Below are 24899 nucleotides of genomic sequence, written 5' to 3' on the forward strand. Positions count from 1 at the left end.
CATGACGCAATCCTTTTTCTCCGTTTCGTCCGTCCCGTCCGTCGCGTAGGCGCTTTAGATCACACCATGACCACTATTCTTCCCAATCTGCCCATCGGCCAGAAAGTCGGCATCGCCTTTTCGGGCGGCCTGGATACCAGCGCGGCCCTGCTGTGGATGCGCAATAACGGCGTTATTCCCTACGCCTACACGGCCAACCTCGGCCAACCCGACGAATCCGACTACGACGAAATTCCGCGCAAGGCGCTCGCCTACGGCGCCGAAAATGCCCGCCTGATCGACTGCCGCCCCCAACTGGTTGCCGAAGGCATCGCCGCCCTACAAGCCGGCGCCTTTCACATCTCGACCGGCGGCATCACCTACTTCAACACCACGCCCATCGGCCGCGCCGTCACCGGCACCATGCTCGTGGCTGCCATGAAAGAAGACAACGTCAACATCTGGGGCGACGGCAGCACCTTCAAGGGCAACGACATTGAGCGTTTTTATCGCTATGGCCTGCTGACCAATCCGGATCTCAAGATCTACAAGCCCTGGCTCGACCAGCGCTTCATCGACGAGTTGGGTGGCCGCTCGGAGATGTCCGAGTACATGCGCCAAGCCGGCTTCGACTACAAAATGTCCTCCGAAAAGGCCTATTCGACCGACTCCAACCTGCTGGGCGCCACGCACGAAGCCAAAGACCTCGAAAACCTGAATTCCGGCATCCGCATCGTCCAACCCATCATGGGTGTGGCGTTCTGGCGCGATGACGTCGCCGTCAAGGCCGAAGAAGTCACTGTGCGCTTCGACGAAGGCCAACCGGTCGCGCTCAACGGCGTCGAGTACGCTGACCCGGTCGAGCTGATGCTCGAGGCCAACCGTATTGGCGGCCGCCATGGCCTGGGCATGAGCGACCAGATCGAAAACCGCATCATCGAAGCCAAGAGCCGCGGCATCTACGAAGCCCCGGGCATGGCGCTCTTGTTCATCGCCTACGAGCGTCTGGTCACGAGCATTCATAACGAAGACACTATCGAGCAGTACCGCGAAAGCGGCCGCAAGCTCGGCCGTCTGCTGTATCAGGGCCGCTGGTTCGACCCCCAAGCGATCATGCTGCGCGAAGCCGCCCAACGCTGGGTCGCCCGCGCCGTCACGGGCGAAGTCACGCTGGAACTGCGTCGTGGCAATGACTACTCGCTGCTGAACACTGAATCACCCAACCTGACTTACGCACCCGAGCGCCTGTCGATGGAAAAGGTGGAAAACGCCCCGTTCTCGCCGGCAGATCGCATTGGCCAACTGACCATGCGCAACCTGGACATCACCGACACGCGCGACAAGCTCTTCACCTACGTGCAGGCCGGCTTGCTGGCCGCGTCGGGCACAGCGCTGCCTCAATTGAAAGACGACGGCAAGAAGAAGTAATCCTGCTGCGTAGGCTGTCTTGACTGGGATACGGCTGCACTTCGGTGTGGCCGTGTTTTTTTGCTTGCCGGGGGTTGGGTTCTTTTGGCGCAGGGGTCAGGCTTGCGTGGGTGGCGCCGGCCCCTCACCTCGGCTCGGACGCATCCAGGCGTCCTCGGACCCGCTGCGCGGGTCTGCCCTCGGATCGAAGGGCCGGCGTCACCCACGCAAGCCTGACCCCTGCTCGCAATGTCTCCAATTTCCGGATGCTGTGCATCGTTGCGCTCACCGGTGCATAACAGCGAGCGTGGCATCCTATTGACGTCAGTTCCTGGCGCGTGCCTGGGGGCCGAGCCGAAGCGAAGGGCCGGCGCGGCGCCCAGCCACGCGCCAGGAACGCCTCAATAGAACCACTCACCGCCAGCAAACACCCACAACGCAACTCAAGAACCCCACGGGGATCTACAACTCGACCTGCATTCCCATTTCCACGACGCGATTCGGCGGGATCTTGAAGAATTTGGTACTGCGCGTTGCATTGCGCGCCATAAAGGCAAACAGTGCCCGACGCCCTCTCCACATCGCTGGCTTGCGTGCCGCGACGACCGTTTGACGTGACAGGTAATACGACGTGCGCATCGGCTCGAGATCAATTTCGGGGTAAGCCTCTGCAATATGCTTCAGTACATCGGGCACATTGGGGTCTTCTTTGAAACCGTAGTGCACGACGATTTGCCAGCATGATGCAGTGACTTGTTCGACGGTAAAGCGCTCTTGGAGCGCCACATGCGGTACGTCGGCGACCTGTATGGTCAGAAACAGCACGTGATCATGAAGCACCTTGTTGTGCTTCAAGTTATGTAGCAACGAGGCGGGAACGATACCTGGATTCATGGTCATGAAAATGGCGGTGCCCGGTACCCGCGCAGGAGGAAACGCCTCCAGTTGCGTCATGAATTCCTTTAGTGGCTGATGATCGGCCTGCTGTCTTTGTGCCAGCAGATAGCGGCCACGACGCCATGTCATCATCAAGCTGAATACCGTCACGCCCACCAGCAGGGGCAGCCAGCCGCCTTCGTGGATTTTGAAAATATTGGCGCCGAACAACAGGATATCCACCACTAGCAGGACGCTCAATATGCCCAGCCAAACGACGCGCCTGCCGCCCGTTGTGCCACGAGGCAGTACGGCAAACGCCAATATCGTTGTCGTCAACATCGTGCCGGTCACAGCAAAGCCGTAAGCGGCGGCCAGGTTTTCGGAGCTTTGGAATGCCACCACGAGTATCAGGACCGACACCAGCAACCATGCATTGATCTGGGGCAGATAAATCTGCCCTTTCTCGGCGGCTGAAGTATGCAGAATCTGCATCCGCGGCCAAAAACCTAATTGCACAGCCTGACGTGTTACCGAATACGCGCCCGAGATGACGGCCTGCGCCGCGACGACGGTCGCGATGGTGGCCAATACGACCAGTGGGACCAGTCCCCAGTCAGGGGCCATCAAGAAAAAGGGATTACGAATCGCCTCGGGATCACGCAAGAGCAAGGCGCCTTGGCCAAAATAGCATAGCGTCAAGGCCGGCAGCACCATCGAAAACCAGGCACGCCGGATCGCCGGGCGACCGAAATGCCCCATATCGGCGTACAGCGCCTCTGCGCCCGTCAACGCCAATACCACGGCCCCCAGCAACAGAAAGCTGCCCGTCGGAAAATCCACAACAAAGCGCAGCCCCCATATGGGGTTCAGGGCTTGCAATATCTGCGGAGTCTGCCAGATCTGCCACCCGCCCAATATTGCCAGAGTGGTAAACCACACCGCCATCACCGGTCCGAACAGTTTGCCCACCACACTGGTGCCTTGGGACTGGATCAGGAACAACAACACGAGCACGACAATCGATATCGGCACGATCCAGTCGTCAAAAGTATGGGACACCACGCCAATACCTTCCAGTGCTGATAACACCGAAATGGCAGGCGTAATCATGCTATCGCCGTAGAACAGCGAAGCTCCGAAAATGCCCAGCACGATCAATAGCCAGCGCGATTTCCCGGCTCGTCCACGAATGGCCAACTCAAGCAGTGCCAGCGTCCCCCCCTCGCCCCGGTTGTCGGCACGCAGTATCAACAACACATACTTGAACGACACCACCAGCATCAACAGCCAGAACAAGATCGACAGCACGCCCAGGATATGAGCAGGATCCATATCCGCAAATCCGACCAGACAGGCGCGCAGCGTATACAAGGGGCTGGTCCCGATATCCCCGTAGACGACGCCCAATGCGCCCAACATCAGTGCGGCTTTCGGTGACGAGGCGTGCTCGTTGACTTGCACGCCATTCTGGGCAGAGGATGTCATAGAGTCCGATCTTGACGCGTCAGTTGCGCGCCTTTGCGAGGGCCGGGAAAAACGACCGATAAACGTGTTCCGGGATATTCGGGCCGGCTGGTAAGTTTCCACCAGGCGCCATGGGCATGCGCGATTTCACGAACGATGGCCAAGCCCAGGCCGGAGCCACCTGCGCTGGTGCCCGGGGCACGATAGAAGGCCTCGAATACGCGTTCACGCTCTTCCTCTTCGCCCGAGATACCGGGGCCGTCATCTTCGATGATCAAGGACGGCGGGTTTTCGCCGATAGTCAGCGTAATCCGTCCGCTGTCGTTGCCGTAGCGCACGGCATTATCGATCAAATTGCCCAGTAGCTCATCAAGCAGCAGCGGGTCGCCATCAATCCAGACGGGGTGATCGGGCGCCACCAGGTCGATTTCAAATTGCTCGGCGTGAGCATGGGGAATCCACTCGGCGCCACTGACTCGCACCCATTCGCATAAATCGATACGCACAAAACTATCTTGTGGACGTGCGTTGGGATCCGAGCGCGCCAGCACGAGTAGCTGTTGTCCCAGGCGGATCATTCGATCGCTAACGGCCTTGATGCGCTCGGCACGGGCCCGCACATCATCAGGCAAGGGGCGCGCCAGCATGAGTTCGGATTCCATGCGCAAGCCGCTTAGGGGGGTCCGCAGTTGGTGCGCCGCATGGCCGATAAAACGCCGTTGCGCGGCGAGCGAGGCGTTCAGGCGCAGCAGGAGATCGTTCGTGTGCGTCACCAGGGGTTCGATTTCGGCGGGGACGCCGGCGACCTCCAGAGGCTGCATGTCGTCGATGGAGCGCTGGCGAATCTCATCAGACAGATGATTGACGGAGCGCAAACCCGATTGCACGCCTTGGACGATCACCACGGCAAACACGCCGATCAACACGGCTTGCCCCAGGACCATGAGCCAGAAGAAATCTTCCAGCATCCAACCCGCCATATCCAGCTTGTGGCTGATAACCCAGGTCGCCAACAAATCCAGCACCACCAACACCAGAATGGGGGGCAGCAACCGTTTAATCAGGTAGCGTGCTAGCGAGCCACGCGGAAAAGACCAACGCGACGGCGGCGTGTCAGAGGAAAAGGAGGTGGCGTCCCACATGGTCGAAGGCGCCGGCCCGGCATCAATGCGCGAGGACCGGCGATGCGTATTCACGCCGGCTGCGTTTCCAGCATGTAACCAAAACCTCGAACGGTTTGAATGCTTGCGCCGGTGCCTTCCAGGCGCTTGCGCAGACGATACACATAGACCTCGACGGCATTCTCGCTAAAATCGGCATCCCAAGCTGACAGGGAGTTGACAATCTGTCGCTTGGTCACGACGCGACCCACGCGCGCCATCAACATTTCCAGCACGGAAAGTTCGCGTACCGACAGGGACAAGCGCTGCCCATTGGCGCGTACTTCGCGACCCACGGTATCAAACGTGAGTGCGCCGGCTTCGATCAGCGGCTGCGCCTGACCCGTGCGCCGGCGTCCAAATACCCGGACACGAGCAGCCAGCTCGGGCAAATCAAAGGGTTTGGTGACGTAATCGTCAGCGCCGGCATCCAGGCCGGCGACGCGGTCTTCCAAGCCATCTCGCGCAGTGACGATCAAGACCGGAACCTGATTGCCGTCTTGGCGCAGTTGTCGCAGCACATCCAATCCGCCGCGACCGGGCAGGTTCAGATCCAGCAGGAGCAGATCGTACGTCTGCCCTGCCAGTGCGCCCAGCACCCTGTCGCCATCAGTCAGCCAGTCGACGGCATAACCCTGATCGGCTAAAAATTCCTGGAGCGCGTGGCCCAAGGTCGTATCGTCTTCGATTACAAGTACTCGCATGGGTGGATTCTAGCGCGAACGTAATCGTGACGAAACTGACTATTGTGCGGAAGCGGGTGCAGCCCGCGCCGGCGCCGCAGCTGCGGCAGGTGCGCTGGAAGTCGTTGCACTGGAAGTGGCCGCCCCAGGAGTGGATGCCCCGATAGCGGGTGAGCCAGTCGCGGACGCCTCGTTAGCCGGCGTGCCACCGGCCGCTGCGGCCGGCGCGGTTGCCGCATCGTTCGGGGCGGGCGTCGTGATGAAACCGATACGCGACAGACCCGAGCGACGCGCAGCGGCCATGACTTTTGCCAGGGTTTCATAGCGCGTATTCAAATCGGCACGAATACGCAGCTCGGGCTGCGGCTTGGCCTGCGCCATCGTGAAGAAACGATTGGGCAAATCATCTATCGCCACGGGTTTGTCGTCCCAGAACAGCGCTCCGGCGGCATCAATCGCCAAATCGACTGTCTTGGGTTCTTGATCGATGGGTTCGGAGCTCACCTGCGGCATATTGATGCGTACCGAATGCGCCATCAAGGGTGCCGTGATGATGAAAATCACCAACAGCACCAGCATCACGTCGATCAGCGGCACCATATTGATTTCCGACACCGCGTGGCTGCCCGAACTTTTGTTGTCGAAGCTGCCAAAGGCCATTATTGTGCTCCTCGTCCATTCCCGGCCGCGTTATGACGACGCAATGCGCGCACTTTGCCGTCAGACAATTCGACCTGCTGGCCGGTGCTCAGGAACGCAAACAAATCATGCGCAAAGGCATCCAGGCGCGACAGGAATACGCGGTTGTTACGCACAAAGGTGTTGTACGCCAGCACCGCCGGAATCGCCACAGCCAAGCCCAGGCCCGTCATGATCAGCGCTTCGCCCACCGGGCCGGCAATTCGATTGATGGTCACGCCATCCGCCAGGCCGATACCAACCAGCGCGTGGTACACACCCCAGACCGTACCGAACAAGCCGACAAACGGCGCGGTAGAGCCTACCGATGCCAACACCGTCAAGCCATTCTCGAGTTTGGCGGTTTCTTCGTCAATGACCTTGCGCATGGTGCGTGTCACAAACTCACCGTTCGCGCCGGACTCTTCGAGCTTGGTCACGCCGAACTTACTGTGATGCGATTGCGCGTGCATGGCGTGGCTGGCCAAGTGCGAGAACGGGTCCCGCGCGCCGTGGGTCACGATCTCGTTTTCGACCTGCTCCAGCGAGCTGGAATTCCAGAACTTGTTCAAGAAATCCGCCGACCGACGACGCATGGTCAGATTGCTAAAGCACTTCACCACGATCAGATACCACGTCACCAGCGACATGATGATCAGGATGGCGAACAAGGTCTTGCCGACGAAATCACTCTGCGCCACAAAGTGCAGGAACCCCATGTCGGGCACCGGCAGAGGTGCCGGCGGTACGGCGGCAACCGCCTGTTGGGCCGTATCTGCAGCCTGCGACAAGGCAGGCGCTGCCTGTTGGATCGTATCGGCGGCCTGCGACAAAGCGGGCGCTACCGATTGAGCCGTATCGGCGGCTTGTTGCGCGACGGGCGCTACCCCACTGGCCGCGGACGCAGCGTCGGCGCCCGGCACGGTCGGCGTGGTGCTCGCCTGCGCCACTAGCGTGACGTTATGCATAGCGTTGGACATCTCAGTTCCTCATTACGAAATCGAATGGTAATTTGGCCTTGGCGGGGTACGCCACGCCGTTGCGAGTCAGGGGTTTAAAGCGCGCCTTACGGGCCGCCGTCAGCGCGGACTCATCCAACCGGGGAAAGCCCGAACTCTTGTCAACAGTTGCCTTCTCAACCACCCCAATTTTGTTGATTTCGACCAGGATAACGACCCGGCCTTCCTCACGGAAACGCTTGGACATCGTCGGGTAGGTGGGCAATGGCCGGCGCCCCACATACTCCACGCTGGACACCATGATGGGTTGATCCGGCGGCGGACCCTGTACAGGCGCCTGCGTCGTCTTCTCCCCTTCGAGGGCACCGGTCGGCGTAGCCGCGGGCGGTGGCGTAGGCTTGGGCCGCTCGACGGGCTTCTCAACCTTGGGTTTGGGCTTTGGTTTAGGTTTCGGCTTGGGTTTCGGCTTGGGTTTTGGTTTTGGCTCTGGCGGCTTCTCGATCACCGGCTCCGGCTCAGGCTCGGGGATGGGTTCAATAATCGGCTCCGGTTCCGGCTCAACAACCGGTTCCGGCTCAGGTTCAGGCTCGACCACTGGCTCTGGCTCTGGCTCAGGCGGAGGTTCCGGTTGCGGCTCAACCTCAGGCTCTGCCTTGGCAATCTGGGGAACAGGTGCTTCGATAACACTCACCATCACTGCTTCGGGCTCCAGCAATTGCGGTGGGGTTTCATTGGGCATCCAGTAAATCGCGCCAATCACCGCCAAGTGAGCTGCCAGCACCGTAAGACCGGCACCCACGCGCAAAGCAAGTAAAGGTTGCGAACTCGAAGACGAACCGTGTTGAAGACGAGGCATGAATCAGCCGAAAACTTCCAAGTGTCGACCGACCACGCAACCGGCACCACGCCGGAAACGCCGGGGCCGGCCCATTCCAAGCCCGACATCTTATCTTAAATGCGAATGATTCGCACAATCTTCTCGATCATGAACCACGAAATACTGTGCGTATTGATGTAAGAAAAAATTTCACCACAACCAGGAAAAGCCGCGTAAATCGTCCTATCTTCCGCACGTGTTCATGTTGTCCCGCCTCCGGCTACATCGTCCCCTCACTGGATGTCCTTACTCGATGCCCCCTCACTCGATGTCCCTGACCCGACGTCCCCCTGGGACGATGCTTGCGCGCCCGCTGTGTCCGCTGTGCCCGCCGCCCGATCGATATGCCCCAGATTTCGCTGCGGATCCAGTCGGTCGCGCACTCGCTGCTTCAATATCTTGGCGTCAGGGAACCCACCGTCCACCATCCGGTCCCATATCAGGTTGTCGTCGTAATGAATCCGGAAAACGCCCCCGGTCCCCGGCACCAGTGTCACCGCTCCCAGATCGGTACTAAAGGTCGACAGCAGTTCTTGTGCCATCCACGCGGTCCGCAGCAACCACTGGCACTGCGTGCAATACGTAAACGTTATGCAAGGACGATTTGATTCAGAATTCGAAGCCACACTCATGACAGACTCCAGGCTAGGCTTTTCAGCCCCTCTTTTCGAGGCAGTAACCGCCAGTATGCTTGTGCCCGCCGCCGCCCGGCAACCGCATTTCGCTGCGGTGCAGCAGTTGAAATGGAATCGCAATACAATAGCCTCATCTTGCCCGCTCCTGGGCGTCTCTCCCGCGCTATTGCGCCCGGCCCCCCGGCCATCATCGCCGGCCCGGATATTTGTTATGCCTGGTAGTTCCGCTAATTCGTTCCTGCGCTCTCTATGTATGCTTCGTTGGCTGGCCATCGCTGGCCAGGCCGCAACGGTGCTCGTCGCCAGTGAGCTCCTGGATCTCGACCTTCCGCTAGGACCGCTCTGGAGCGGCATAGGCGTACTGGTCACCTTTAATTTATATGCCAGTGTGCAGGTGCATCGCCGTCGCAGCGAGGCCTCCAACGGTACCGCCTTTGCGCACTTGCTGGTCGACATCGTCGTGCTGACATGGATGCTCGGCTGGAGTGGTGGCATCCACAATCCCTTCGGCCTGATGTTCCTGATTCTGATCGCGCTGGCTGCCCTGGCGCTACCGCGTGGCTGGGCACTCGCCGCCGCGATGGCCTGCCTGATCGGGTATCTACTCTCCGGCCTGATCGGCCGTCCGCTCGAAGGGCATCACAACCCTTACGCGCTCATTGTGTCGGGTATTGCCGCCAGCTTCCTGATTTCGGCCATGGTCGTCCTGTATTTTTCCACCCGCCTGGCCGCCGATCTGCGCAGCCGTGAGCGCGAGCTGGCTGCCCTGCGTGAGCGCTTTACCCGTAACGAAGGAATCGTCGCCCTGGCCACCCACGCTGCGGCGATGGCGCACGAACTCAATACCCCGCTCGCCACCATGACGCTACTGGCCGACGAAATCGCGGCCGAGGTCAAGACCGACGACCTGCGCGCCGACGTGGCCTTGCTGGGCCAGTTGCTGGCCTTGTGCCGGGAACGCATCCGTAATCTGGCCGTCCCGACCGAGGTAGACCTGGTACGCGAGGTCAGCCAGTGGCGCCTGGTGCGCCCCACGATTGATTTGCATCGCACAGGCGAACTACCCACGGCATTGCGGGTCGAGCCCGCCATCTCGCACCTGATCCAGGCCCTGCTCAATAATGCAGCCGATGCCGGCGAAGCCGCGGGCCATCCGCGTGTCGACCTGCACCTGGAATATTGCGACGGCGCGCTCGATGGCGAAGTCCGTGATCATGGCGGCGGTTTCGATCCCGATCATTCCCTGTTGCCCACGACCAGCCTGTTCAATAGCGACAAACCCAGCGGGCTCGGTGTCGGGCTCGCGCTATCCCATGCCACCGTCGAACAACTCGGTGGCAAGATGACGATGGCCCCCGCCGATGGCGGCGGCACTCGCATCCGCTTTCACCTGCCCTTGGCGTATCTTGCGACACGCGGCACCGGAACTACCCTATGAATGCCTCTGATGTCGGCCTCTTGATCGACGACGACGAACTTTATCTGCGCACTTTGCAGCGCAGCCTGACTCGCCACCACCTGGAAACGCGCACGGCCGCCAGTATCGCCGAAGCCTTGCGCGTAGCCGAAGAGACTCAACCCGCTTTTGCCCTGGTCGATTTGAAACTGGGCGAAGACTCCGGACTCACGTTGATTCGGCCACTGCGCGCGTTGCGGCCCGACATGCGCATCTTGCTGGTCACCGGCTACGCCAGCGTGGCCACCGCCGTCGAGGCTATCAAACGCGGCGCGGACGATTACCTGCCCAAGCCCGCTACTGCGCCGATGATTCTGCGCGCCCTGGGGTTGGTCAAGGCCGAATCGACCGCCATCGAGTCCACCATGACGCCGTTGCACCGTCTGGAATGGGAACACATTCAGCAAGCCCTGCACGAATGCGGCGGCAACGTCTCCGCGGCGGCCCGGCTGCTGGGCATGCACCGACGCTCCCTGCAACGCAAACTGGCCAAAAAGCCCGGTCCCGAGCGCGACCTCACGCTGGAATAGTTCCACACAGTAACGCGACATATTGTCGCACCCTATTGCTCTGCACAAAGACCACGTACCGACGGTGCAACAAGTAATTACGGGGCTCGCGCGCCTTCCGCGATGCGACTTTTCGTCGCAGGGTTGCGGCGCAACAAAGCGCTAGCATTGCGGCTTCACCGCAGCGGTGCGTCCAAACAAGACGCATCGCGTAATTCTTGCCTGCTTAGGCAGTTAACCCTCAAGGTTGTACGTGAAACACCCCCACTTTGCCACCTTCGGGCGTACGCTCGGTATTGGTGCGCTCATGCTGCTCAGCGGCTGCACAATGGAAGTGCTCTCTCCCAAGGGAGATATCGGCGCCCAGGAAAAAACCCTGATTCTCACTGCGCTGGGGCTCATGCTCCTGATCGTAGTGCCCGTCATTGTCATGATCCTGTATTTCGCCTGGAAATACCGGGCGAGCAATACGAAAGCGGTGTACATGCCGCGCTGGGCGCACTCCACGCGCATCGAAGTGGTGGTCTGGACCATCCCTTGCATCATCGTGGCCATCCTGGCCGTAATGACCTACAAATCATCCCACGCGCTGGACCCCTACAAACCCATCGAGTCCTCGGTTAAACCGGTGAACATCGACGTGGTGTCGCTGGACTGGAAGTGGCTGTTCATTTACCCGGACTACGACATCGCTACCGTGAACCAGATCGCATTCCCGGTGGACGCGCCCATCCAATTCCGCATCACCTCGTCGGCGATGATGAACTCGTTCTTCATTCCGCAGTTGGGTAGCCAGATTTACTCCATGGCGGGCATGGAAACCAAGTTGCACCTGATCGCCCGCGAGGCCGGCACCTATGCCGGTATTTCGGCCAACTACAGCGGCGCCGGTTTCTCGGGCATGCGTTTCGATGCCATCGCAACGACCCAACAAGGGTTCGAAGACTGGATCAGCAAGGCCAAGGCGTCCAGCGACGCACTGACCCCGCAGGCCTACCAAGCCCTGCTGACCCCCAGCGAGCATGACCCGGTCAAGCTGTACTCCAGCGTCCCCACGGGCATGTTCGACAACATCATGCATAACACGATGAGCAAGATTGCCGGCCTCGATCCGGCAAGCTGCACGCCCACGTCGCAGAATTTGATCGCAGGAACTAACTGATGTTCGGCAAACTCACTCTAGAGGCCATTCCGTATCACGAGCCCATCGTCATGGTGACGATGGGCGCCGTGATCCTCGGTTGCGTTGCGCTGTTGGGCGCGATTACCTATTTAGGCAAATGGAAGTACCTGTGGACCGAATGGTTCACCAGCGTCGACCACAAGCGCATCGGTGTCATGTACATCGTCGTTGCACTGGTCATGCTGCTGCGCGGCTTCGCCGACGCCATCATGATGCGCGGCCAACAAGCCGTTGCCGCCGCTGACGCAGTGGGTTATCTCCCACCCCATCACTACGACCAGATTTTCACCGCCCACGGCGTCATCATGATTTTCTTCATGGCGATGCCTTTCATTACGGGCCTGATGAACGTCATCGTGCCGCTGCAAATCGGTGCGCGCGACGTGGCCTATCCGTTCCTGAACTCGCTGAGCTTCTGGCTGTTCTGCGTCGGTGTCGTACTGATGATGCTGTCGCTGTTCGTCGGCGAATTTGCCGCCACCGGCTGGCTCGCTTACCCGCCCCTCTCGGGACTGGAGGGCAGCCCAGGCGTCGGGGTCGACTACTACATCTGGGCGCTGCAGATATCAGGGATAGGTACGACCCTGAGCGGGATCAACTTCGTCGTCACCATCCTGCGCATGCGCACGCCTGGTATGAACTTGATGAAGATGCCAGTGTTCACCTGGACCGCCCTGGTGACCAACGTCCTCATCATTGCCGCCTTCCCCGTATTGGCCGGCACGCTGGCCCTGCTGACCGCGGACCGCTATCTGGACATGCACTTCTTCACGAATGATCTTGGCGGCAACGTCATGATGTACGTGAACCTGATCTGGATCTGGGGTCACCCCGAGGTCTACATCCTGATTCTGCCCTGCTTTGGTGCATTTTCGGAAATCATCGCCACCTACTCGAAGAAGCCCCTGTTCGGCTACAACTCGATGGTCTACGCCACGGCGGCGATCGGCGTATTGTCGTTCTTTGTATGGCTGCACCACTTCTTCACCATGGGTGCTGGCGCGAACGTCAATGCGTTCTTCGGCATCGCCACGATGATCATCTCGATTCCGACCGGGGCAAAGATCTTCAACTGGCTGTTCACCATGTATCGTGGCCGTGTCGAAATGAGCACCCCGGTACTGTGGACGATCGGCTTCATGGTCACCTTCGTGATCGGTGGCATGACCGGCGTGCTGATGGCCATCCCGGGCGTATCGTTCGTGCTGCACAACAGCTTGTTCCTGATCGCCCACTTCCATAACGTCATTATTGGCGGCGTGGTGTTCGGTTGTATTGCCGCGATGACGTACTGGTTCCCCAAGGCATTCGGCTTCAAGTTGAACGAGCGCCTGGGCAAGTACTCATTCTGGTGCTGGCTCATCGGCTTCTATCTGGCCTTTATGCCCCTGTACATCCTGGGCTTCAAGGGCATGACACGCCGTATTAACCACTACGACGACCCCACCTGGCAGCCTTACCTGATCGTGGCCTTCATCGGCGCGTGCTTCGTGGCCGCTGGCATTGGCTTTATCTTGCTGCAGATCTTTGTCAGCATCCGCGACCGCAAGAAAAACATGGATCTCACCGGCGATCCCTGGGGTGGCCGCACATTGGAATGGTCGATCGCATCGCCCGCCCCGTTCTACAACTTCGCCCACCTCCCCAAAGTCGACCACCTGGATCAACACTGGGAAAACAAGGAAAACGGCACGGCCTATGCCCGCCCGACCCACTACGAAGACATCCACATGCCTCGCAACACCGGCGCGGGTGTCATCATCGGCGCCTTTGGCCTGGTCATGACCTTCGCGCTGGTCTGGCACATCTGGTGGCTGGCGATCGTCGGCTTCGTAGGCATGATTGGCTCGTTCATCGTGCGCGCCTATGACCGCGACGTCGACTACTACGTGCCCGCAAAAGAAGTCGAGCGCATCGAATCCGCCCACCTTGCCAATGTTCAAAAGGCCGTCTGAGCCATGAGTCACACTGCAACTACCCTTGCCCACGGGTCCGGCGCACACGCCGGCCACCATGACGAGCATCACGACGATGGATCCAAAACCGTAGTCGGGTTCTGGATTTACCTGATGAGCGATTTGCTCATTTTCGCTGTGCTGTTCGCCACCTTCGCCGTGCTGTCCAACGCCACCGCCGGCGGCCCGACCGGTAAAGAGCTGTTCGAACTGCCGTTCGTGCTGGTCGAGACCATGCTGCTGCTCGTCAGTAGCTTCACTTTCGGCATGGCCATGCTGAACTTGCATGCCAACAACAAGGGCCGGGTCATCGGCTGGTTGCTGGTCACCTTCCTGTTCGGCGCCGGCTTTATCGGGATGGAAATCTATGAGTTTCACCACCTGATCACACACGGCGCCGGCCCGGATCGCAGCGCCTTCCTGTCCTCGTTCTTTACATTGATCGGTACGCACGGCCTGCACGTCACGTTTGGCCTGATCTGGATCATCGTCATGATTGACATGGTGCGTCGCCACGGCCTGGACTCGATCAACAAACGACGCCTGGCATGCCTCAGCTTGTTCTGGCACTTCCTGGACATCGTCTGGATCTGCGTCTTTACCTTCATCTATCTCATGGGAGCGATCTAATGTCGCACCACACTACCTCTGCCGCAAACCACGGCCACGGTGATCACGACCACGATAGCAACAGCCACGGCTCGCTGAAGTCCTACATCGTAGGCTTCATCCTGTCCGTCATCCTGACATTGGGCTCGTTCGGCCTGCTCATGGTCGAAGGCGTACCTCGCGGCGTGATCCTGCCAGGCATCATCGTACTTTGTGTGGCGCAGTTGCTGGTGCAATTGGTGTTCTTCCTGCACATGGGTACCTCGAAATCCCAGCGCGACAATCTATCGGCTTTCGTTTTCGCCGTGTTCGTCATCGCGATCATCGTGGTGGGCTCCCTCTGGGTGATGCACAACATGAACGCCAACATGATGCACCCGATGCCGGGCATGTAATACCGCGTATGACGGTCATGTATCGCGATCAACTTTTCACGCCATTTGCCGAAGTCGTTTTGCTCCGGTATACTGCCGACCTCGTTGATCGTGATGCACGCCATCACGCAGTAGCACTCGGGGGTGCTTAGCTCAGTTGGTAGAGCGGCGCCCTTACAAGGCGTAGGTCACAGGTTCGACCCCTGTAGCACCCACCACCCCCCGAATTCGATGCCCTTGACCAACGACGGGTCACAGGCAACAAAAAAGGCACACGGAAATAACCCGGTGCCTTTTTTATTGCGCGGCACATTGTGTGCCGCAGGATCAAAACCGTCGATTAATTGACGGCGTCCTTCAGGGCCTTGCCCGGGCGGAACTTCGGCACTTTGGCCTTTTTGATCTTGATCGTCTCGCCAGTACGAGGATTGCGGCCCGTACGCGCAGCGCGCGCGGACACAGCAAACGTACCAAAGCCCACCAGCGTCACCGTACCGCCCTTTTTGAGCGTAGTTTTAACGGCACCGATCAGAGCATCCAGCGAACGGCCGGCGGCGGCTTTAGAGATATCGGCCTTGCTGGCGATATGATCGATGAGTTCGGTTTTGTTCATTCAGATTTACCCCTCAAGGTATTGGTTCTGTCGGATGCGCGCCAGCACCACAGCTACCCTGGTACCAGCAAACGGAAGAGAACATGCTTCTTTTTTTGGGCACCGCAAAACACCTCGGTGCCTTGCCATGCACAACGGCAAAATTGCTACGTCGCGGATGCCTCACTACTGATGAGAGCAGTGGGATATCAGCGACGCAGGGACATATTAGGCCCCGCTTTATCGTCGCGTCAAGAGGCAGACCTTAGCGGCAAGCCGCATAAATACTGGCCTTGGGGACATTTTGCAATAAGCATAAAATCTGAAACTATTTGCATAATAGCCCGCCCAGCCTCCATGCCCCTGCAAGACTTTCCCCGCAATCATCATAGGGAAGTTTCCTGACCTGCCTCTGACAAACTTCCGATCAGCCCAGGCAGGCCTGCAACGCCTGATCAAAATCATGCAACAAATCCGTCTGATCTTCGATACCAACCGACACGCGTATCAGACTATCAGCGATACCCATTTGGGCACGGCGCTCGGCGCCCATTTCGTAGTAAATGGTGTGGGCAGCCGGCAAGGCCAAGCTACGCGTATCGCCCAGGTGAGTTGCCATAAGCACAATCTGCAAGCGATTCAGAAAGTCGAAGCAATCAATACCCTCGGCCAACTCGATCCCCAACAAGCCACCAAATCGCCCACCAAACAACGCGGCGGCGCGCTCATGCTGCGGATGACCGGGCAGGCCCGGGTAATGCACCTTGGTCACGCCCGAATGCGCCTCGAGCATCTGCGCCAGGGCCAATGCATTGCTGCAGTGTGCGGCCATACGCAGCGCCAGGGTCTCGGCGCCGATCGCAATGCGATGCGCAGAGTCAGCGGACAGGGTACCGCCCATGTCACGCAGGCCTTTTTTCTTGATCTGCAGCAATCCCCAACCTGTAGGCGGCCCCTTGCGATAGCTATCGTAAATGTTCGCGTAGTTCGACCAGTCGTACAAACCCGTATCGGTGATCGCTCCCCCCAACGCATCGCCGTGGCCGCTGATGTACTTGGACAAGGAATTCATCACCAGCGAAGCGCCCACCGAGCGCCCCTGCATCAGCCAGGGTGAGGTCAGCGTATTGTCGACCACATAGACCAGACCATGCTCACGGCACAAATCACCCATGCCGGCCAGATCCGCTAATTGCGTGCCCGGATTGGCAATGGTTTCGGTAAACACCATGCGCGTGTTGGGCCGCAGCGCCGCCCGCACCTGCTCAAGGTCGGTAGGATCGACATAACTGACCTCGATCCCCAGCTCGGCCAGCGTGCCGAGCAAGCTGTTGGTATTGCCAAAGACGTACTGGCTGGACAACAGATGGTCCCCCTTGCGCAGCAAGGTCGTAAACACTGCCGTCAGCGATGCCATCCCTGTGGCAAAGGACACCGTGCCTGTGCCGCCTTCCATCAGGCTGATCTTGGACTCTAGCGCCGTCGTGGTGGGTGTCCCCTGACGACCATACGTAAAGCCCGCCTTGCCCTGAAACACCGCCGCCAGTTCGTGCGCATCGGCGTAGGCGAACTCGGACGAAGTATGGATAGGCTTATGCACGGCGCCATGCTCGACGGACTGGCGACGATCAGAATGAAGTATCGAAGTAGTAAAGCCGTTCTGGTGCATGATGAATAACTGGAAAAAGTGATGACCCCCAACGGGTCAGAAAAAGATCCGCCAGAGGAACTTACGCCTGTCGCTGACGCACGGATTCGTACAGGCACACGGCGCTGGCCACGCTGACATTCAGGCTTTCGACGGAACCCAGCATCGGAATCGTGACGAGTTGGTCGCAGGTCTCGCGCGTCAGGCGACGCATGCCTTCGCCCTCGGCGCCCATGACCCAGGCCATAGGCTGACGCGCGTCAACCGCATGTATGCCATCGCTTGCCTGGTCATCAGTGCCGACCACCCATACCTCGCGCTCTTTCAGGGCGCGCAGTGTGCGGGCCAGGTTGGTCACCATAATGTAGGGAACCGTATCGGCCGCGCCACACGCGACGCGTTGCACCGTGCTGTTAAGCCCCACCGCGCGGTCGCGCGGTGCGATCACAGCGTGTACACCCGCCGCATCGGCGGTACGCAGGCAAGCGCCCAGATTATGGGGGTCCGTCACGCCGTCGAGCACCAATAACAATGCCGGTCCCTCGATGGTATCGAGCACTTCGTCGACATCCACGGCCAGGGAACGCTCTTCGGCCAAGGCCACCACGCCCTGATGCCGTGTGCCGCGAGACAGACCATCGAGGCGCTCCGTGGACACCGGGTGCACGCGCCGCCCAGTACGTTCGGCCTGTTCGATAAACGTCTGCATGCGCTTGTCGCGCCGCGACGCCTCGACATAGATTTCCTTGATGGACTCGGGTGCGTGCCGCAACCGCGCCACCACCGCGTGGAACCCGGCCAGTACTTGGGCTGACGCCATGAAAATTCACCTTATTGTGCGTAAAGAAAAGCCGGCGTCCATGCGCCCGCTCGCCGGGCTGTGCTAACGCACAAACCCGGCATTACCCGTCATGTTACCGCCTGGCCCGCCGATGCGCGAGACGGCTTGCGGACTAGCGCCGCCCGCGTGCGGGCGCTTTCTTGGCCGCGGCACGCTTATTGGGCGATGGCGCGGGCTTGGCCGCCTGTTTGGCTTGCTCGCGGCGTTGCTTGGCCGTCTGCCCTTTCAGCGCGGCCGGCTTGGGCGCCGCCGCTTTTTTGACCCGACGGGGCTCGTCGGGATTGCGCGCGGCCGCCTTGCGCAAGGCGTCAAAACTTGTGCCTTGCACCAAGCGAAACTCAATCCGACGAGCTTCGAGATCGACGCGTGATACCTGCACCTGCACCTTGTCGGTCAGGCGGTATCGTTTGCCCGTGCGTTCGCCGCGTAGCTCATGCAGGGCGTCGTTGAACTGGAAGTACTCGCCGCCGAGCTCCGACACATGCACCAAACCTTCTACGTGCAAGGTATCGAGCGTGACAAACACCCCAAAACTGGCCACACCCGTGACGGTACCGCTGAAATCCTCGCCCACGCGCTCTTTGACGAACCAGCACTTGAGCCAAGCCTCGACATCACGCGATGCCTCATCGGCGCGACGCTCACTGGCCGACAACAGCAAGCCCAGTTTTTCCCAGGTCGCGTGCTCGTGCTCGCGCTGCGTACGGCCAATGACCAAGGGTTGACTTTCCAACCCCGGGACATAGCGATCGCCCGCCAACAAAGCCTTGATGACGCGATGCGTCAACAAATCGGGGTAACGTCGAATAGGCGACGTAAAGTGACTGTAGCCGGGGTATGCCAGGCCAAAATGGCCGACGTTATCCGGGCTATAGATGGCTTGCTGCATAGAGCGCAGACACATCGTCTGCAGCAACTGGAAATCCGGCCGGGCACGGACGCTGTCGAGGAACTCGCCATAGTCTTTGGCGGTCGGTTCGTCGCCGCCCCCCATCGACAACCCCATCGTGCGCAAGAACTCGCGCAGCGACGTCAAGCGCTCGGGCGTCGGGCCCTCGTGAACGCGATACAGACCCGGATGCTTGCTACGGGTCATGAAGTCCGCCGCGCAGGTGTTCGCCGCCAGCATGGATTCTTCGATGAGCTTGTGTGCATCATTGCGCACCACACCCACGATCTGCTCGATCTTGCCCAGCTCGTTGCAGACGATCTTGGTCTCGACCGTATCGAAATCAATCGCGCCACGTTTCTTGCGTTGCTGCACGAGCAATAAATACAGCTCGTGCAAATGACGCACATGCGGCATCACGACGCTCAGGTTGTTGGCCGCCGGCCCGCCGGGCTGCTGCAGCGCTTCCCAGATTTGCGTATAGGTGGTGCGCGCATGCGAATGCATCACCGCGTTGTAAAACTGATAGGCCCTGATCGTACCGGCCTTGGCGCCCGTCGCGGGAATCACCATGTCGCACACCAACACCAGCCGGTCGACATTCGGATTCAACGAACACAAGCCGTTCGACAAGGACTCGGGCAACATGGGGATCACTCGACGCGGGAAATACACGCTAGTGCCCCGCTCGATCGCGTCGTCATCCAGTGCGTCGTTGGGCAGTACGTAGTGGCTCACATCGGCGATCGCCACCAGTAAACGCCAGCCCGGCCGCTTGCGCTGGCCCGTGCCCAGTTCAACGGGCTCACAGTACACCGCATCATCGAAGTCGCGCGCGTCTTCGCCGTCAATCGTGAACAGCGGCACATCGCGCAGATCGACACGCCCTTTGAGATCGGCCTTGCGCACCACATCTGGCAGACGCGCCGCCTGCTTGGCGGCCGCCTCTGAAAAATCGACCGGTACGTCGAACTTGCGAACGGCGATTTCGATTTCCATGCCGGGGTCATCGATCTCGCCCAGCACCTCGTAGACCCGACCCAGCGGTTGTGTATGACGGGTGGGCTGTTCCATGATCTGTACCGACACCACCTGCCCGTGTTGCGCACCATTGGTATCGCCGGGCGGAATCAAGATGTCGTGCTTGATGCGCTGATCTTCGGGCACCACGATAGACAACCCGTGCTCGTGCAAAAAGCGCCCCACCAATTTGTTGGTACGGCGTTCGATCACCTCGACAATCGTGCCCTCGGGCTTGCCCCGGTATTCGCCGGCCGGCTTGACCAGCACCCGATCACCGTGCAAGACCTTGAGCATCTCGCGCGGTGACAAAAACAAGTCCTGCCCGCCATCGTCGCGCAGCAGAAAACCAAAACCGTCGCGATGCCCTTGGACCTTGCCCGCCACAAAATCAAGTTTGGTGGCCAGCAACAACACGCCTTTGCGATTGGGCATCAGTTGGCCGTCGCGCTCCATCGCGTTCAGGCGGCGGTCGAATCCGACCAACGTCGCCGGCCGCTCGACCCCCATGCGCTCGGCCAGCTCGGCCGGCGACAGCGGCGCCCTGGCGGAGCGCAGCGCCTTGAGGATCTCCTCGCGGCTAGGCACATCGGGATCAAAATCGGGGGGTGTTTCGGGCAAGACGGATCCTGATCTGCCGTTGTTATTGTTATTGGAATCTCTGTTCGATCGTTTTGCCAAAGTTAAAAATCCTGTATATAATCTTTTGCTTCTGTGGTCTGCCCGAGGCTGATCACTGTAGCAAAACCAGGCGGCAACTTAAAGTACTAATTGCACTTTTAAAGTGCGCTTTAAAAACCTGACTGGTCTGGGTAGAAAGCGATGCGTCTCTATTTGTTTAAAGCGTATCACACAAACCCGTAAAACTTTGCACAGTGCCCAGGTGGCGGAATTGGTAGACGCGCATGGTTCAGGTCCATGTGCCGCAAGGTGTGGAGGTTCGAGTCCTCTCCTGGGCACCACGGAATTCAGACGATGATTCGTCGACAATCCCCGGCAACCATTTGGTTGCCGGGGATTTGTTTTTGGGTCGCCCAAAATTCCCCGAATATCGGCATTTTCCTTTCCCTGAATACCCGTGTTTCCCGGACAGCGACGCGACACAAGCCACCATCGCATACACGGTACTTACCTACTGACTTACCTCTCGCCTTCATCCTTGCGTTTTGCCGCGCGATTGCCCTCGCGCAGGACATGATGACGTCGATAGCAATCCGGGCCCATCGCCGCGATCTGCCCGGCGATCAAGGCCTCGAATGGTGCCAATAATGCGTCGAACGACCGGGGCGCCTCCAGGGCATTAAGTGCTGCCGCAATCGCCTCGACCGTCGACAACGCGCCCGCGTCGCCGGCATAACGCACCCGATAGCGCGTCGTCACCCCCGCCGGCAAGGTCACCCGCGGCAATGCGGCCAGCTCAGGATGCATCGCCAGCAATTGACGTGCCTGCCGCCAAGTGCCATCCGGTACCACCAACAAGACAGGTATCGCCGGCTGACTATCGGCCTTGCCTGTTGTTTCCCGGGCAGGTCGCGGGTTATCGACCGTGCCTATTGCCTCTGGGGGGATCAAAACCTGCGCGCCCTGCCCGGGAAACAACAGGCACGGCCGATAACCCGCGACCTGCCATAGCGCGGCGTCAAACTGCCGCTCGACATGCAACTCGGCATTGCGCAACCCCAAGACCGCCAACCTCGCGGTATTCAGCGCATGACCCGACTCGTCGGGATGCTGCAACACCAGCACACGCGTACGGCCTTCCAACGACGGGATCCGGGCACACAAACAATGCGTCAGCGGCCGATGGCAACGCCCACATCTGGGGCGCTTGTTCGCCGCGCACTCCAACTTTTCCTCATTCATTTCTCGTGGCCCATTTCACTGATCACCCGCCCTATTTGCGTACGGTAAAGAATACGTGCATAATCCGCGTCCTCTGATATTCAAACGCACTGGCAACAGCGCGCCAGAATAGCAGCGCCCAGGTGGCGGAATTGGTAGACGCGCATGGTTCAGGTCCATGTGCCGCAAGGTGTGGAGGTTCGAGTCCTCTCCTGGGCACCAATTATTACACTGCGAGTTACCTTCGCGGTGCGCCGAAAACCCCGATCGCTTCATTGCTGTCGGGGTTTTTTATTTTTCAGATCATGTCAAAAAGTCGAAAAATGCACACAACAGTCGTGCAGGCAAAACTTGACAATCCAAAGGGGTAGCAGACCACAATAGGCTTGGCACGACGTAAACTCTGTGCAAACTCCGCAAGGAACCACCCTATGGTCCTGTCCCGCAGCATGCTCGCCGCGGCGCCATCCAATGTTCTGGTGCCCTCATCTCACGGCCAATTGCACGCCATCGACGAATTGCAAACGGGGCTGCTCACTCACCCCGCATACATTGATCCAAAGTACCTGTACGACACACTGGGATCCAGTCTGTTTACCGCGATCACTCAGTTGCCCGAGTATTATCCGACCCGATGCGAAGCCGAGATATTGGACGAATATGCCGTCGACATCGCCGAGCACGTGGGAAACGTCAGCGCATTAGTTGACTTGGGCGCGGGTGACTGCGCCAAGGCGGAAAAATTGCTTCCGTCTCTGCTGCCTGAACGCTATATCCCCATCGATATCTCAGTTGAATATCTGCACAATGCAGTACAGCGCATTCAGCACGCTTACAAAGATCTGAAGGTTCTTCCATTGGGTCAGGATTTTCATCACGCGCTGACCCTGCCGGATAGCATCCCATTACCCGGGCGGCTATTTTTCTATCCCGGTTCCAGCATCGGCAACCTGACCCCTGAGCGAGCCCTTGCACTGCTGACACAGATTCGAGACTCCTGCCCGGAAGGCGGCTTACTGATCGGGGTCGATCGCATCAAATCACGCCACACGCTAGAGCAAGCCTACGACGATGCGCTGCATCTGACCGCCGCATTCAATCTGAATTTGCTGCGCCATGTGAATCAGCGACTGGGCAGTGATTTTGAGGTCAGCGACTGGCAACACGTCGCCCACTATGACGAACCCCATGCGCGAGTACAAATGCACTTGCAAGCACAATCCGATATACAAATTCATTGGCCCGGCGCACATAGAGATTTTCGCGAAGGAGAACGTATCCATACCGAGAACTCGTATAAATACACACCGGATGGTTTCCGCAGCCTATTAACCCGCGCGGGCTTTTCGCGCATCGAGCACTGGTCGGATACACGCGGCTGGTTTTCCGTATTCAGTGCACGCGCCTGAGCACCGGCCGTCGCTTGCAACGAGACAGAACCCCCATTATGGATCCCGCCTGCTTGCTCACCCACCCAATGACCCATCCGGACACGACACACACGCTGGCGGCTCGCTATGAACAATTACGCCAGCAGACACGTGCACTGGCCGAGCCCCTCAGTGCAGAGGACTGCCAGATACAGTCGATGCCCGACTGCAGTCCCGTAAAGTGGCACTTGGCGCACACCACCTGGTTTTTCGAAACCTTTATTCTGAGTCGTTTTCAGCCTGATCGCGCGCCCTTTCATCCCGATTACCGGATGCTGTTCAATTCGTACTACAACGCCATCGGCGCCCGGCATCCGCGTCCGCAACGCGGCATGCTGTCCCGCCCGCCGCTGGACGATATCTGGCGTTACCGCGACGCCACCGATGACGCGATGCGCGCGCTGTTCGATCGCATGGCGGGCGTTGACGCTGCCTTTGATCAACTTGTGGAGTTGGGGTTGAATCATGAGCAACAGCATCAAGAATTGATCCTGACGGATATCAAACATGCCCTGTCACTGAATCCGCTACGGCCCGCGTACGCACCGCTGGCACAAGGATCCTCTTCTACCGTTACCCCGCCGGGCTGGATTCAGTACGAGGGTGGCCGGGTACGTATCGGCCATGAACAAACGGGCTTTTCGTTCGACAACGAAAGCCCGGCCCATGACATGCTGTTGCGTCCGTTCCATCTGGCTGACCGCCTGGTCACCCAGGGCGAGTATCTAGCGTTTATCCTTGATGGCGGATACCAACGCGCTGATTTGTGGCTGTCATTAGGTTGGGACCGTGTCTGTGCCGAGCAGTGGCAAGCGCCGTTGTATTGGGAAGAACAGGGAAACGACTGGCAGATCTATACCTTGCGCGGCATGCAGGCTCTGGATCCGCAGGCGCCCGTTGCGCACGTCAGTTATTACGAGGCCGACGCGTACGCGCGCTGGGCGCGCGCGCGACTGCCTCGCGAGGCGGAATGGGAGCATGCGGCACGACAAATGCGTACAGGCAGCGGGCTAACGACGGCCAATCTGCTCGAAAACGGTCAGCTGCATCCCGTCGCCGCCGTCTCTCGGCCCGCTCCTGTCACCGATCCCGCGCAGATGTTTGGCGACACCTGGGAATGGACCTGCAGCGCGTATGACGCCTATCCGGGCTATGCGCCACCCGCCGGCGCCGTCGGGGAATACAACGGCAAATTCATGTGCAACCAGTATGTGCTGCGCGGCGGGTCTTGCGTCACCCCGGCCAGCCATATTCGGGCGACCTACCGCAACTTCTTTCCACCCGAAGCACGGTGGCAGTTTTCGGGGATACGCCTGGCGCGCGACGCGTAGCACACTCAGCGCACCAGCTCCCGAATCATCGCTACGTGGGCGATGCCGGCCTCTATGAATTCTTCGCCTTGTGCCAGGAAGCCGTGCGCTTCATAGAACTGGCGTGCATGGGTCTGTGCATGCAACAGCAGCATCCGATGCCCGTCGCCGTGTCCCTGTTCAATCAAGGCATCCAGCACCTGCCCGCCTATGCCCGTCCCCCGGGCGGGTTTACGCACGGCCATACGTCCGATATGTCCATCGGGCAACAGGCGTCCCGTCGCAATGGGCATGCCATCAGGCCCATAGGCCACCGCGTGCACCGACAGCGCATCATCGTCGTCCAGCTCGATCTCGGGTGGCACGGCTTGCTCCACCACAAACACCTCATGCCGGACCTGATAGGCGTCGTCACGCAGACGGTCCCACGTTCCCAGAACAATACGAACAGGAAGGTTTTTGTTAGGCATGACGTGTCTCCGGCATCAAACAATATGCAAACTGGGTGGCGATGACGGTC

22 protein-coding genes and 3 tRNA genes are annotated in these 24899 nt (G+C 59.4%); 12 read left to right on the plus strand and 13 right to left on the minus strand.

Annotation, left to right across the window (positions count from 1 at the left end; translation table 11 throughout):
* Positions 1–66 precede the first annotated feature (66 nt).
* Positions 67–1407: an argininosuccinate synthase gene (gene argG, locus ACNAZS_RS05010; RefSeq protein WP_415786742.1), complete on the plus strand. Its 1341-nt coding sequence runs from the start codon at positions 67–69 to the stop codon at positions 1405–1407.
* Between the two features lie 441 nt (positions 1408–1848).
* Here the strand turns inward: argG and ACNAZS_RS05015 are convergent, their stop codons facing one another.
* The 7 genes from ACNAZS_RS05015 to ACNAZS_RS05045 form a co-directional block, all read right to left on the minus strand.
* Positions 1849–3750 carry a potassium transporter Kup gene (locus tag ACNAZS_RS05015; protein WP_415786744.1) on the minus strand — a complete coding sequence of 634 codons (1902 nt, stop codon included), beginning with the start codon at positions 3748–3750 and terminating at the stop codon, positions 1849–1851.
* On the minus strand, positions 3747–4871 hold the full coding sequence (locus ACNAZS_RS05020; protein ID WP_415787081.1) for an ATP-binding protein: 1125 nt from the start codon (positions 4869–4871) through the stop codon (positions 3747–3749). Before ACNAZS_RS05020 ends, ACNAZS_RS05015 begins: the two co-directional genes overlap by 4 nt.
* Positions 4872–4921: 50 nt before the next feature.
* Complete coding sequence (locus ACNAZS_RS05025; RefSeq protein WP_415786746.1) at positions 4922–5593, minus strand: response regulator; 672 nt, start codon at positions 5591–5593, stop codon at positions 4922–4924.
* A gap of 39 nt (positions 5594–5632) precedes the next feature.
* Positions 5633–6232: an ExbD/TolR family protein gene (locus ACNAZS_RS05030; RefSeq protein WP_415786748.1), complete on the minus strand. Its 600-nt coding sequence runs from the start codon at positions 6230–6232 to the stop codon at positions 5633–5635.
* The gene (locus tag ACNAZS_RS05035) at positions 6232–7230 is read right to left on the minus strand and encodes a MotA/TolQ/ExbB proton channel family protein (RefSeq protein ID WP_415786750.1); all 999 of its coding nucleotides are present in this window, start codon (positions 7228–7230) and stop codon (positions 6232–6234) included. Before ACNAZS_RS05035 ends, ACNAZS_RS05030 begins: the two co-directional genes overlap by 1 nt.
* Position 7231: 1 nt before the next feature.
* Positions 7232–8065 (minus strand): energy transducer TonB, encoded by an 834-nt coding sequence (locus tag ACNAZS_RS05040; RefSeq protein ID WP_415786753.1) that lies wholly within the window; start codon positions 8063–8065, stop codon positions 7232–7234.
* 254 nt (positions 8066–8319) lie between these two features.
* Positions 8320–8718, minus strand: coding sequence for an Rdx family protein (locus ACNAZS_RS05045; RefSeq protein WP_415786755.1), 399 nt, complete (start codon positions 8716–8718; stop codon positions 8320–8322).
* A gap of 214 nt (positions 8719–8932) precedes the next feature.
* On the opposite strand from ACNAZS_RS05045, the gene ACNAZS_RS05050 reads away from it, so the two are divergent.
* The 7 genes from ACNAZS_RS05050 (at position 8933) to ACNAZS_RS05080 (ending at position 15025) form a co-directional block, all read left to right on the plus strand.
* The gene (locus tag ACNAZS_RS05050; protein WP_415786757.1) at positions 8933–10159 is read left to right on the plus strand and encodes an ATP-binding protein; all 1227 of its coding nucleotides are present in this window, start codon (positions 8933–8935) and stop codon (positions 10157–10159) included.
* Positions 10156–10707: a response regulator transcription factor gene (locus ACNAZS_RS05055; protein ID WP_415786759.1), complete on the plus strand. Its 552-nt coding sequence runs from the start codon at positions 10156–10158 to the stop codon at positions 10705–10707. The genes ACNAZS_RS05050 and ACNAZS_RS05055 overlap by 4 nt, the downstream gene beginning before the upstream one ends.
* 232 nt (positions 10708–10939) lie before the next feature.
* Complete coding sequence (gene cyoA / locus ACNAZS_RS05060) at positions 10940–11848, plus strand: ubiquinol oxidase subunit II (RefSeq protein ID WP_415786761.1); 909 nt, start codon at positions 10940–10942, stop codon at positions 11846–11848.
* A complete protein-coding gene (gene cyoB / locus ACNAZS_RS05065) occupies positions 11848–13824 on the plus strand; it encodes a cytochrome o ubiquinol oxidase subunit I (protein WP_415786764.1) in 1977 nt (658 codons plus the stop codon). Before cyoA ends, cyoB begins: the two co-directional genes overlap by 1 nt.
* Positions 13825–13827: 3 nt before the next feature.
* On the plus strand, positions 13828–14454 hold the full coding sequence (gene cyoC / locus ACNAZS_RS05070; protein ID WP_415786766.1) for a cytochrome o ubiquinol oxidase subunit III: 627 nt from the start codon (positions 13828–13830) through the stop codon (positions 14452–14454).
* A complete protein-coding gene (gene cyoD, locus ACNAZS_RS05075) occupies positions 14454–14828 on the plus strand; it encodes a cytochrome o ubiquinol oxidase subunit IV (RefSeq protein WP_415786768.1) in 375 nt (124 codons plus the stop codon). The genes cyoC and cyoD overlap by 1 nt, the downstream gene beginning before the upstream one ends.
* A 121-nt stretch (positions 14829–14949) precedes the next feature.
* Positions 14950–15025, plus strand: a tRNA-Val gene (locus tag ACNAZS_RS05080).
* A 122-nt stretch (positions 15026–15147) separates the two neighbouring features.
* On the opposite strand, the gene ACNAZS_RS05085 is transcribed toward ACNAZS_RS05080, so the two are convergent.
* The 4 genes from ACNAZS_RS05085 to rnr form a co-directional block, all read right to left on the minus strand.
* Positions 15148–15420 (minus strand): HU family DNA-binding protein, encoded by a 273-nt coding sequence (locus ACNAZS_RS05085; RefSeq protein WP_003812968.1) that lies wholly within the window; start codon positions 15418–15420, stop codon positions 15148–15150.
* Between the two features lie 406 nt (positions 15421–15826).
* On the minus strand, positions 15827–17068 hold the full coding sequence (locus ACNAZS_RS05090; protein WP_415786771.1) for a cystathionine gamma-synthase family protein: 1242 nt from the start codon (positions 17066–17068) through the stop codon (positions 15827–15829).
* A gap of 61 nt (positions 17069–17129) precedes the next feature.
* Positions 17130–17867: a 23S rRNA (guanosine(2251)-2'-O)-methyltransferase RlmB gene (gene rlmB, locus ACNAZS_RS05095; protein WP_415786773.1), complete on the minus strand. Its 738-nt coding sequence runs from the start codon at positions 17865–17867 to the stop codon at positions 17130–17132.
* Between the two features lie 133 nt (positions 17868–18000).
* On the minus strand, positions 18001–20478 hold the full coding sequence (gene rnr / locus ACNAZS_RS05100) for a ribonuclease R (protein ID WP_415786775.1): 2478 nt from the start codon (positions 20476–20478) through the stop codon (positions 18001–18003).
* Between the two features lie 196 nt (positions 20479–20674).
* Here rnr and ACNAZS_RS05105 point away from each other — a divergent pair.
* Positions 20675–20759: transfer RNA gene (locus ACNAZS_RS05105), tRNA-Leu, on the plus strand.
* Between the two features lie 178 nt (positions 20760–20937).
* Here the strand turns inward: ACNAZS_RS05105 and ACNAZS_RS05110 are convergent.
* Positions 20938–21660: a tRNA-uridine aminocarboxypropyltransferase gene (locus tag ACNAZS_RS05110; RefSeq protein WP_415786777.1), complete on the minus strand. Its 723-nt coding sequence runs from the start codon at positions 21658–21660 to the stop codon at positions 20938–20940.
* 116 nt (positions 21661–21776) lie between these two features.
* On the opposite strand from ACNAZS_RS05110, the gene ACNAZS_RS05115 reads away from it, so the two are divergent.
* The 3 genes from ACNAZS_RS05115 to egtB all read left to right on the plus strand — a co-directional run bounded on the left by ACNAZS_RS05115 (position 21777) and on the right by egtB (position 24400).
* Positions 21777–21861: transfer RNA gene (locus ACNAZS_RS05115), tRNA-Leu, on the plus strand.
* A gap of 209 nt (positions 21862–22070) precedes the next feature.
* Positions 22071–23048 (plus strand): L-histidine N(alpha)-methyltransferase, encoded by a 978-nt coding sequence (gene egtD / locus ACNAZS_RS05120; RefSeq protein ID WP_415786779.1) that lies wholly within the window; start codon positions 22071–22073, stop codon positions 23046–23048.
* A gap of 38 nt (positions 23049–23086) precedes the next feature.
* Positions 23087–24400, plus strand: a complete 1314-nt coding sequence (gene egtB, locus ACNAZS_RS05125) for an ergothioneine biosynthesis protein EgtB (RefSeq protein WP_415786781.1) — start codon at positions 23087–23089, stop codon at positions 24398–24400.
* Positions 24401–24405: 5 nt separating this feature from the next.
* Here the strand turns inward: egtB and ACNAZS_RS05130 are convergent, their stop codons facing one another.
* A complete protein-coding gene (locus ACNAZS_RS05130) occupies positions 24406–24849 on the minus strand; it encodes a GNAT family N-acetyltransferase (protein ID WP_415786783.1) in 444 nt (147 codons plus the stop codon).
* Positions 24850–24899: the final 50 nt, after the last annotated feature.

Source organism: Bordetella tumulicola, assembly GCF_965138755.1.
GTDB lineage: Bacteria > Pseudomonadota > Gammaproteobacteria > Burkholderiales > Burkholderiaceae_B > Bordetella_A > Bordetella_A tumulicola.

What these genes read in the sequence shown, in the direction of transcription:
- argG (WP_415786742.1), top strand. Translation starts at nt 67, where the DNA reads ATGACCACTATTCTTCCCAATCTGCCCATCGGCCAGAAAGTCGGCATC.
- ACNAZS_RS05015 (WP_415786744.1), bottom strand. Translation starts at nt 3,750, where the DNA reads ATGACATCCTCTGCCCAGAATGGCGTGCAAGTCAACGAGCACGCCTCG.
- ACNAZS_RS05020 (WP_415787081.1), bottom strand. Translation starts at nt 4,871, where the DNA reads ATGTGGGACGCCACCTCCTTTTCCTCTGACACGCCGCCGTCGCGTTGG.
- ACNAZS_RS05025 (WP_415786746.1), bottom strand. Translation starts at nt 5,593, where the DNA reads ATGCGAGTACTTGTAATCGAAGACGATACGACCTTGGGCCACGCGCTC.
- ACNAZS_RS05030 (WP_415786748.1), bottom strand. Translation starts at nt 6,232, where the DNA reads ATGGCCTTTGGCAGCTTCGACAACAAAAGTTCGGGCAGCCACGCGGTG.
- ACNAZS_RS05035 (WP_415786750.1), bottom strand. Translation starts at nt 7,230, where the DNA reads ATGTCCAACGCTATGCATAACGTCACGCTAGTGGCGCAGGCGAGCACC.
- ACNAZS_RS05040 (WP_415786753.1), bottom strand. Translation starts at nt 8,065, where the DNA reads ATGCCTCGTCTTCAACACGGTTCGTCTTCGAGTTCGCAACCTTTACTT.
- ACNAZS_RS05045 (WP_415786755.1), bottom strand. Translation starts at nt 8,718, where the DNA reads ATGAGTGTGGCTTCGAATTCTGAATCAAATCGTCCTTGCATAACGTTT.
- ACNAZS_RS05050 (WP_415786757.1), top strand. Translation starts at nt 8,933, where the DNA reads ATGCCTGGTAGTTCCGCTAATTCGTTCCTGCGCTCTCTATGTATGCTT.
- ACNAZS_RS05055 (WP_415786759.1), top strand. Translation starts at nt 10,156, where the DNA reads ATGAATGCCTCTGATGTCGGCCTCTTGATCGACGACGACGAACTTTAT.
- cyoB (WP_415786764.1), top strand. Translation starts at nt 11,848, where the DNA reads ATGTTCGGCAAACTCACTCTAGAGGCCATTCCGTATCACGAGCCCATC.
- cyoC (WP_415786766.1), top strand. Translation starts at nt 13,828, where the DNA reads ATGAGTCACACTGCAACTACCCTTGCCCACGGGTCCGGCGCACACGCC.
- cyoD (WP_415786768.1), top strand. Translation starts at nt 14,454, where the DNA reads ATGTCGCACCACACTACCTCTGCCGCAAACCACGGCCACGGTGATCAC.
- ACNAZS_RS05085 (WP_003812968.1), bottom strand. Translation starts at nt 15,420, where the DNA reads ATGAACAAAACCGAACTCATCGATCATATCGCCAGCAAGGCCGATATC.
- ACNAZS_RS05090 (WP_415786771.1), bottom strand. Translation starts at nt 17,068, where the DNA reads ATGCACCAGAACGGCTTTACTACTTCGATACTTCATTCTGATCGTCGC.
- rlmB (WP_415786773.1), bottom strand. Translation starts at nt 17,867, where the DNA reads ATGGCGTCAGCCCAAGTACTGGCCGGGTTCCACGCGGTGGTGGCGCGG.
- ACNAZS_RS05110 (WP_415786777.1), bottom strand. Translation starts at nt 21,660, where the DNA reads ATGAATGAGGAAAAGTTGGAGTGCGCGGCGAACAAGCGCCCCAGATGT.
- egtD (WP_415786779.1), top strand. Translation starts at nt 22,071, where the DNA reads ATGGTCCTGTCCCGCAGCATGCTCGCCGCGGCGCCATCCAATGTTCTG.
- egtB (WP_415786781.1), top strand. Translation starts at nt 23,087, where the DNA reads ATGGATCCCGCCTGCTTGCTCACCCACCCAATGACCCATCCGGACACG.
- ACNAZS_RS05130 (WP_415786783.1), bottom strand. Translation starts at nt 24,849, where the DNA reads ATGCCTAACAAAAACCTTCCTGTTCGTATTGTTCTGGGAACGTGGGAC.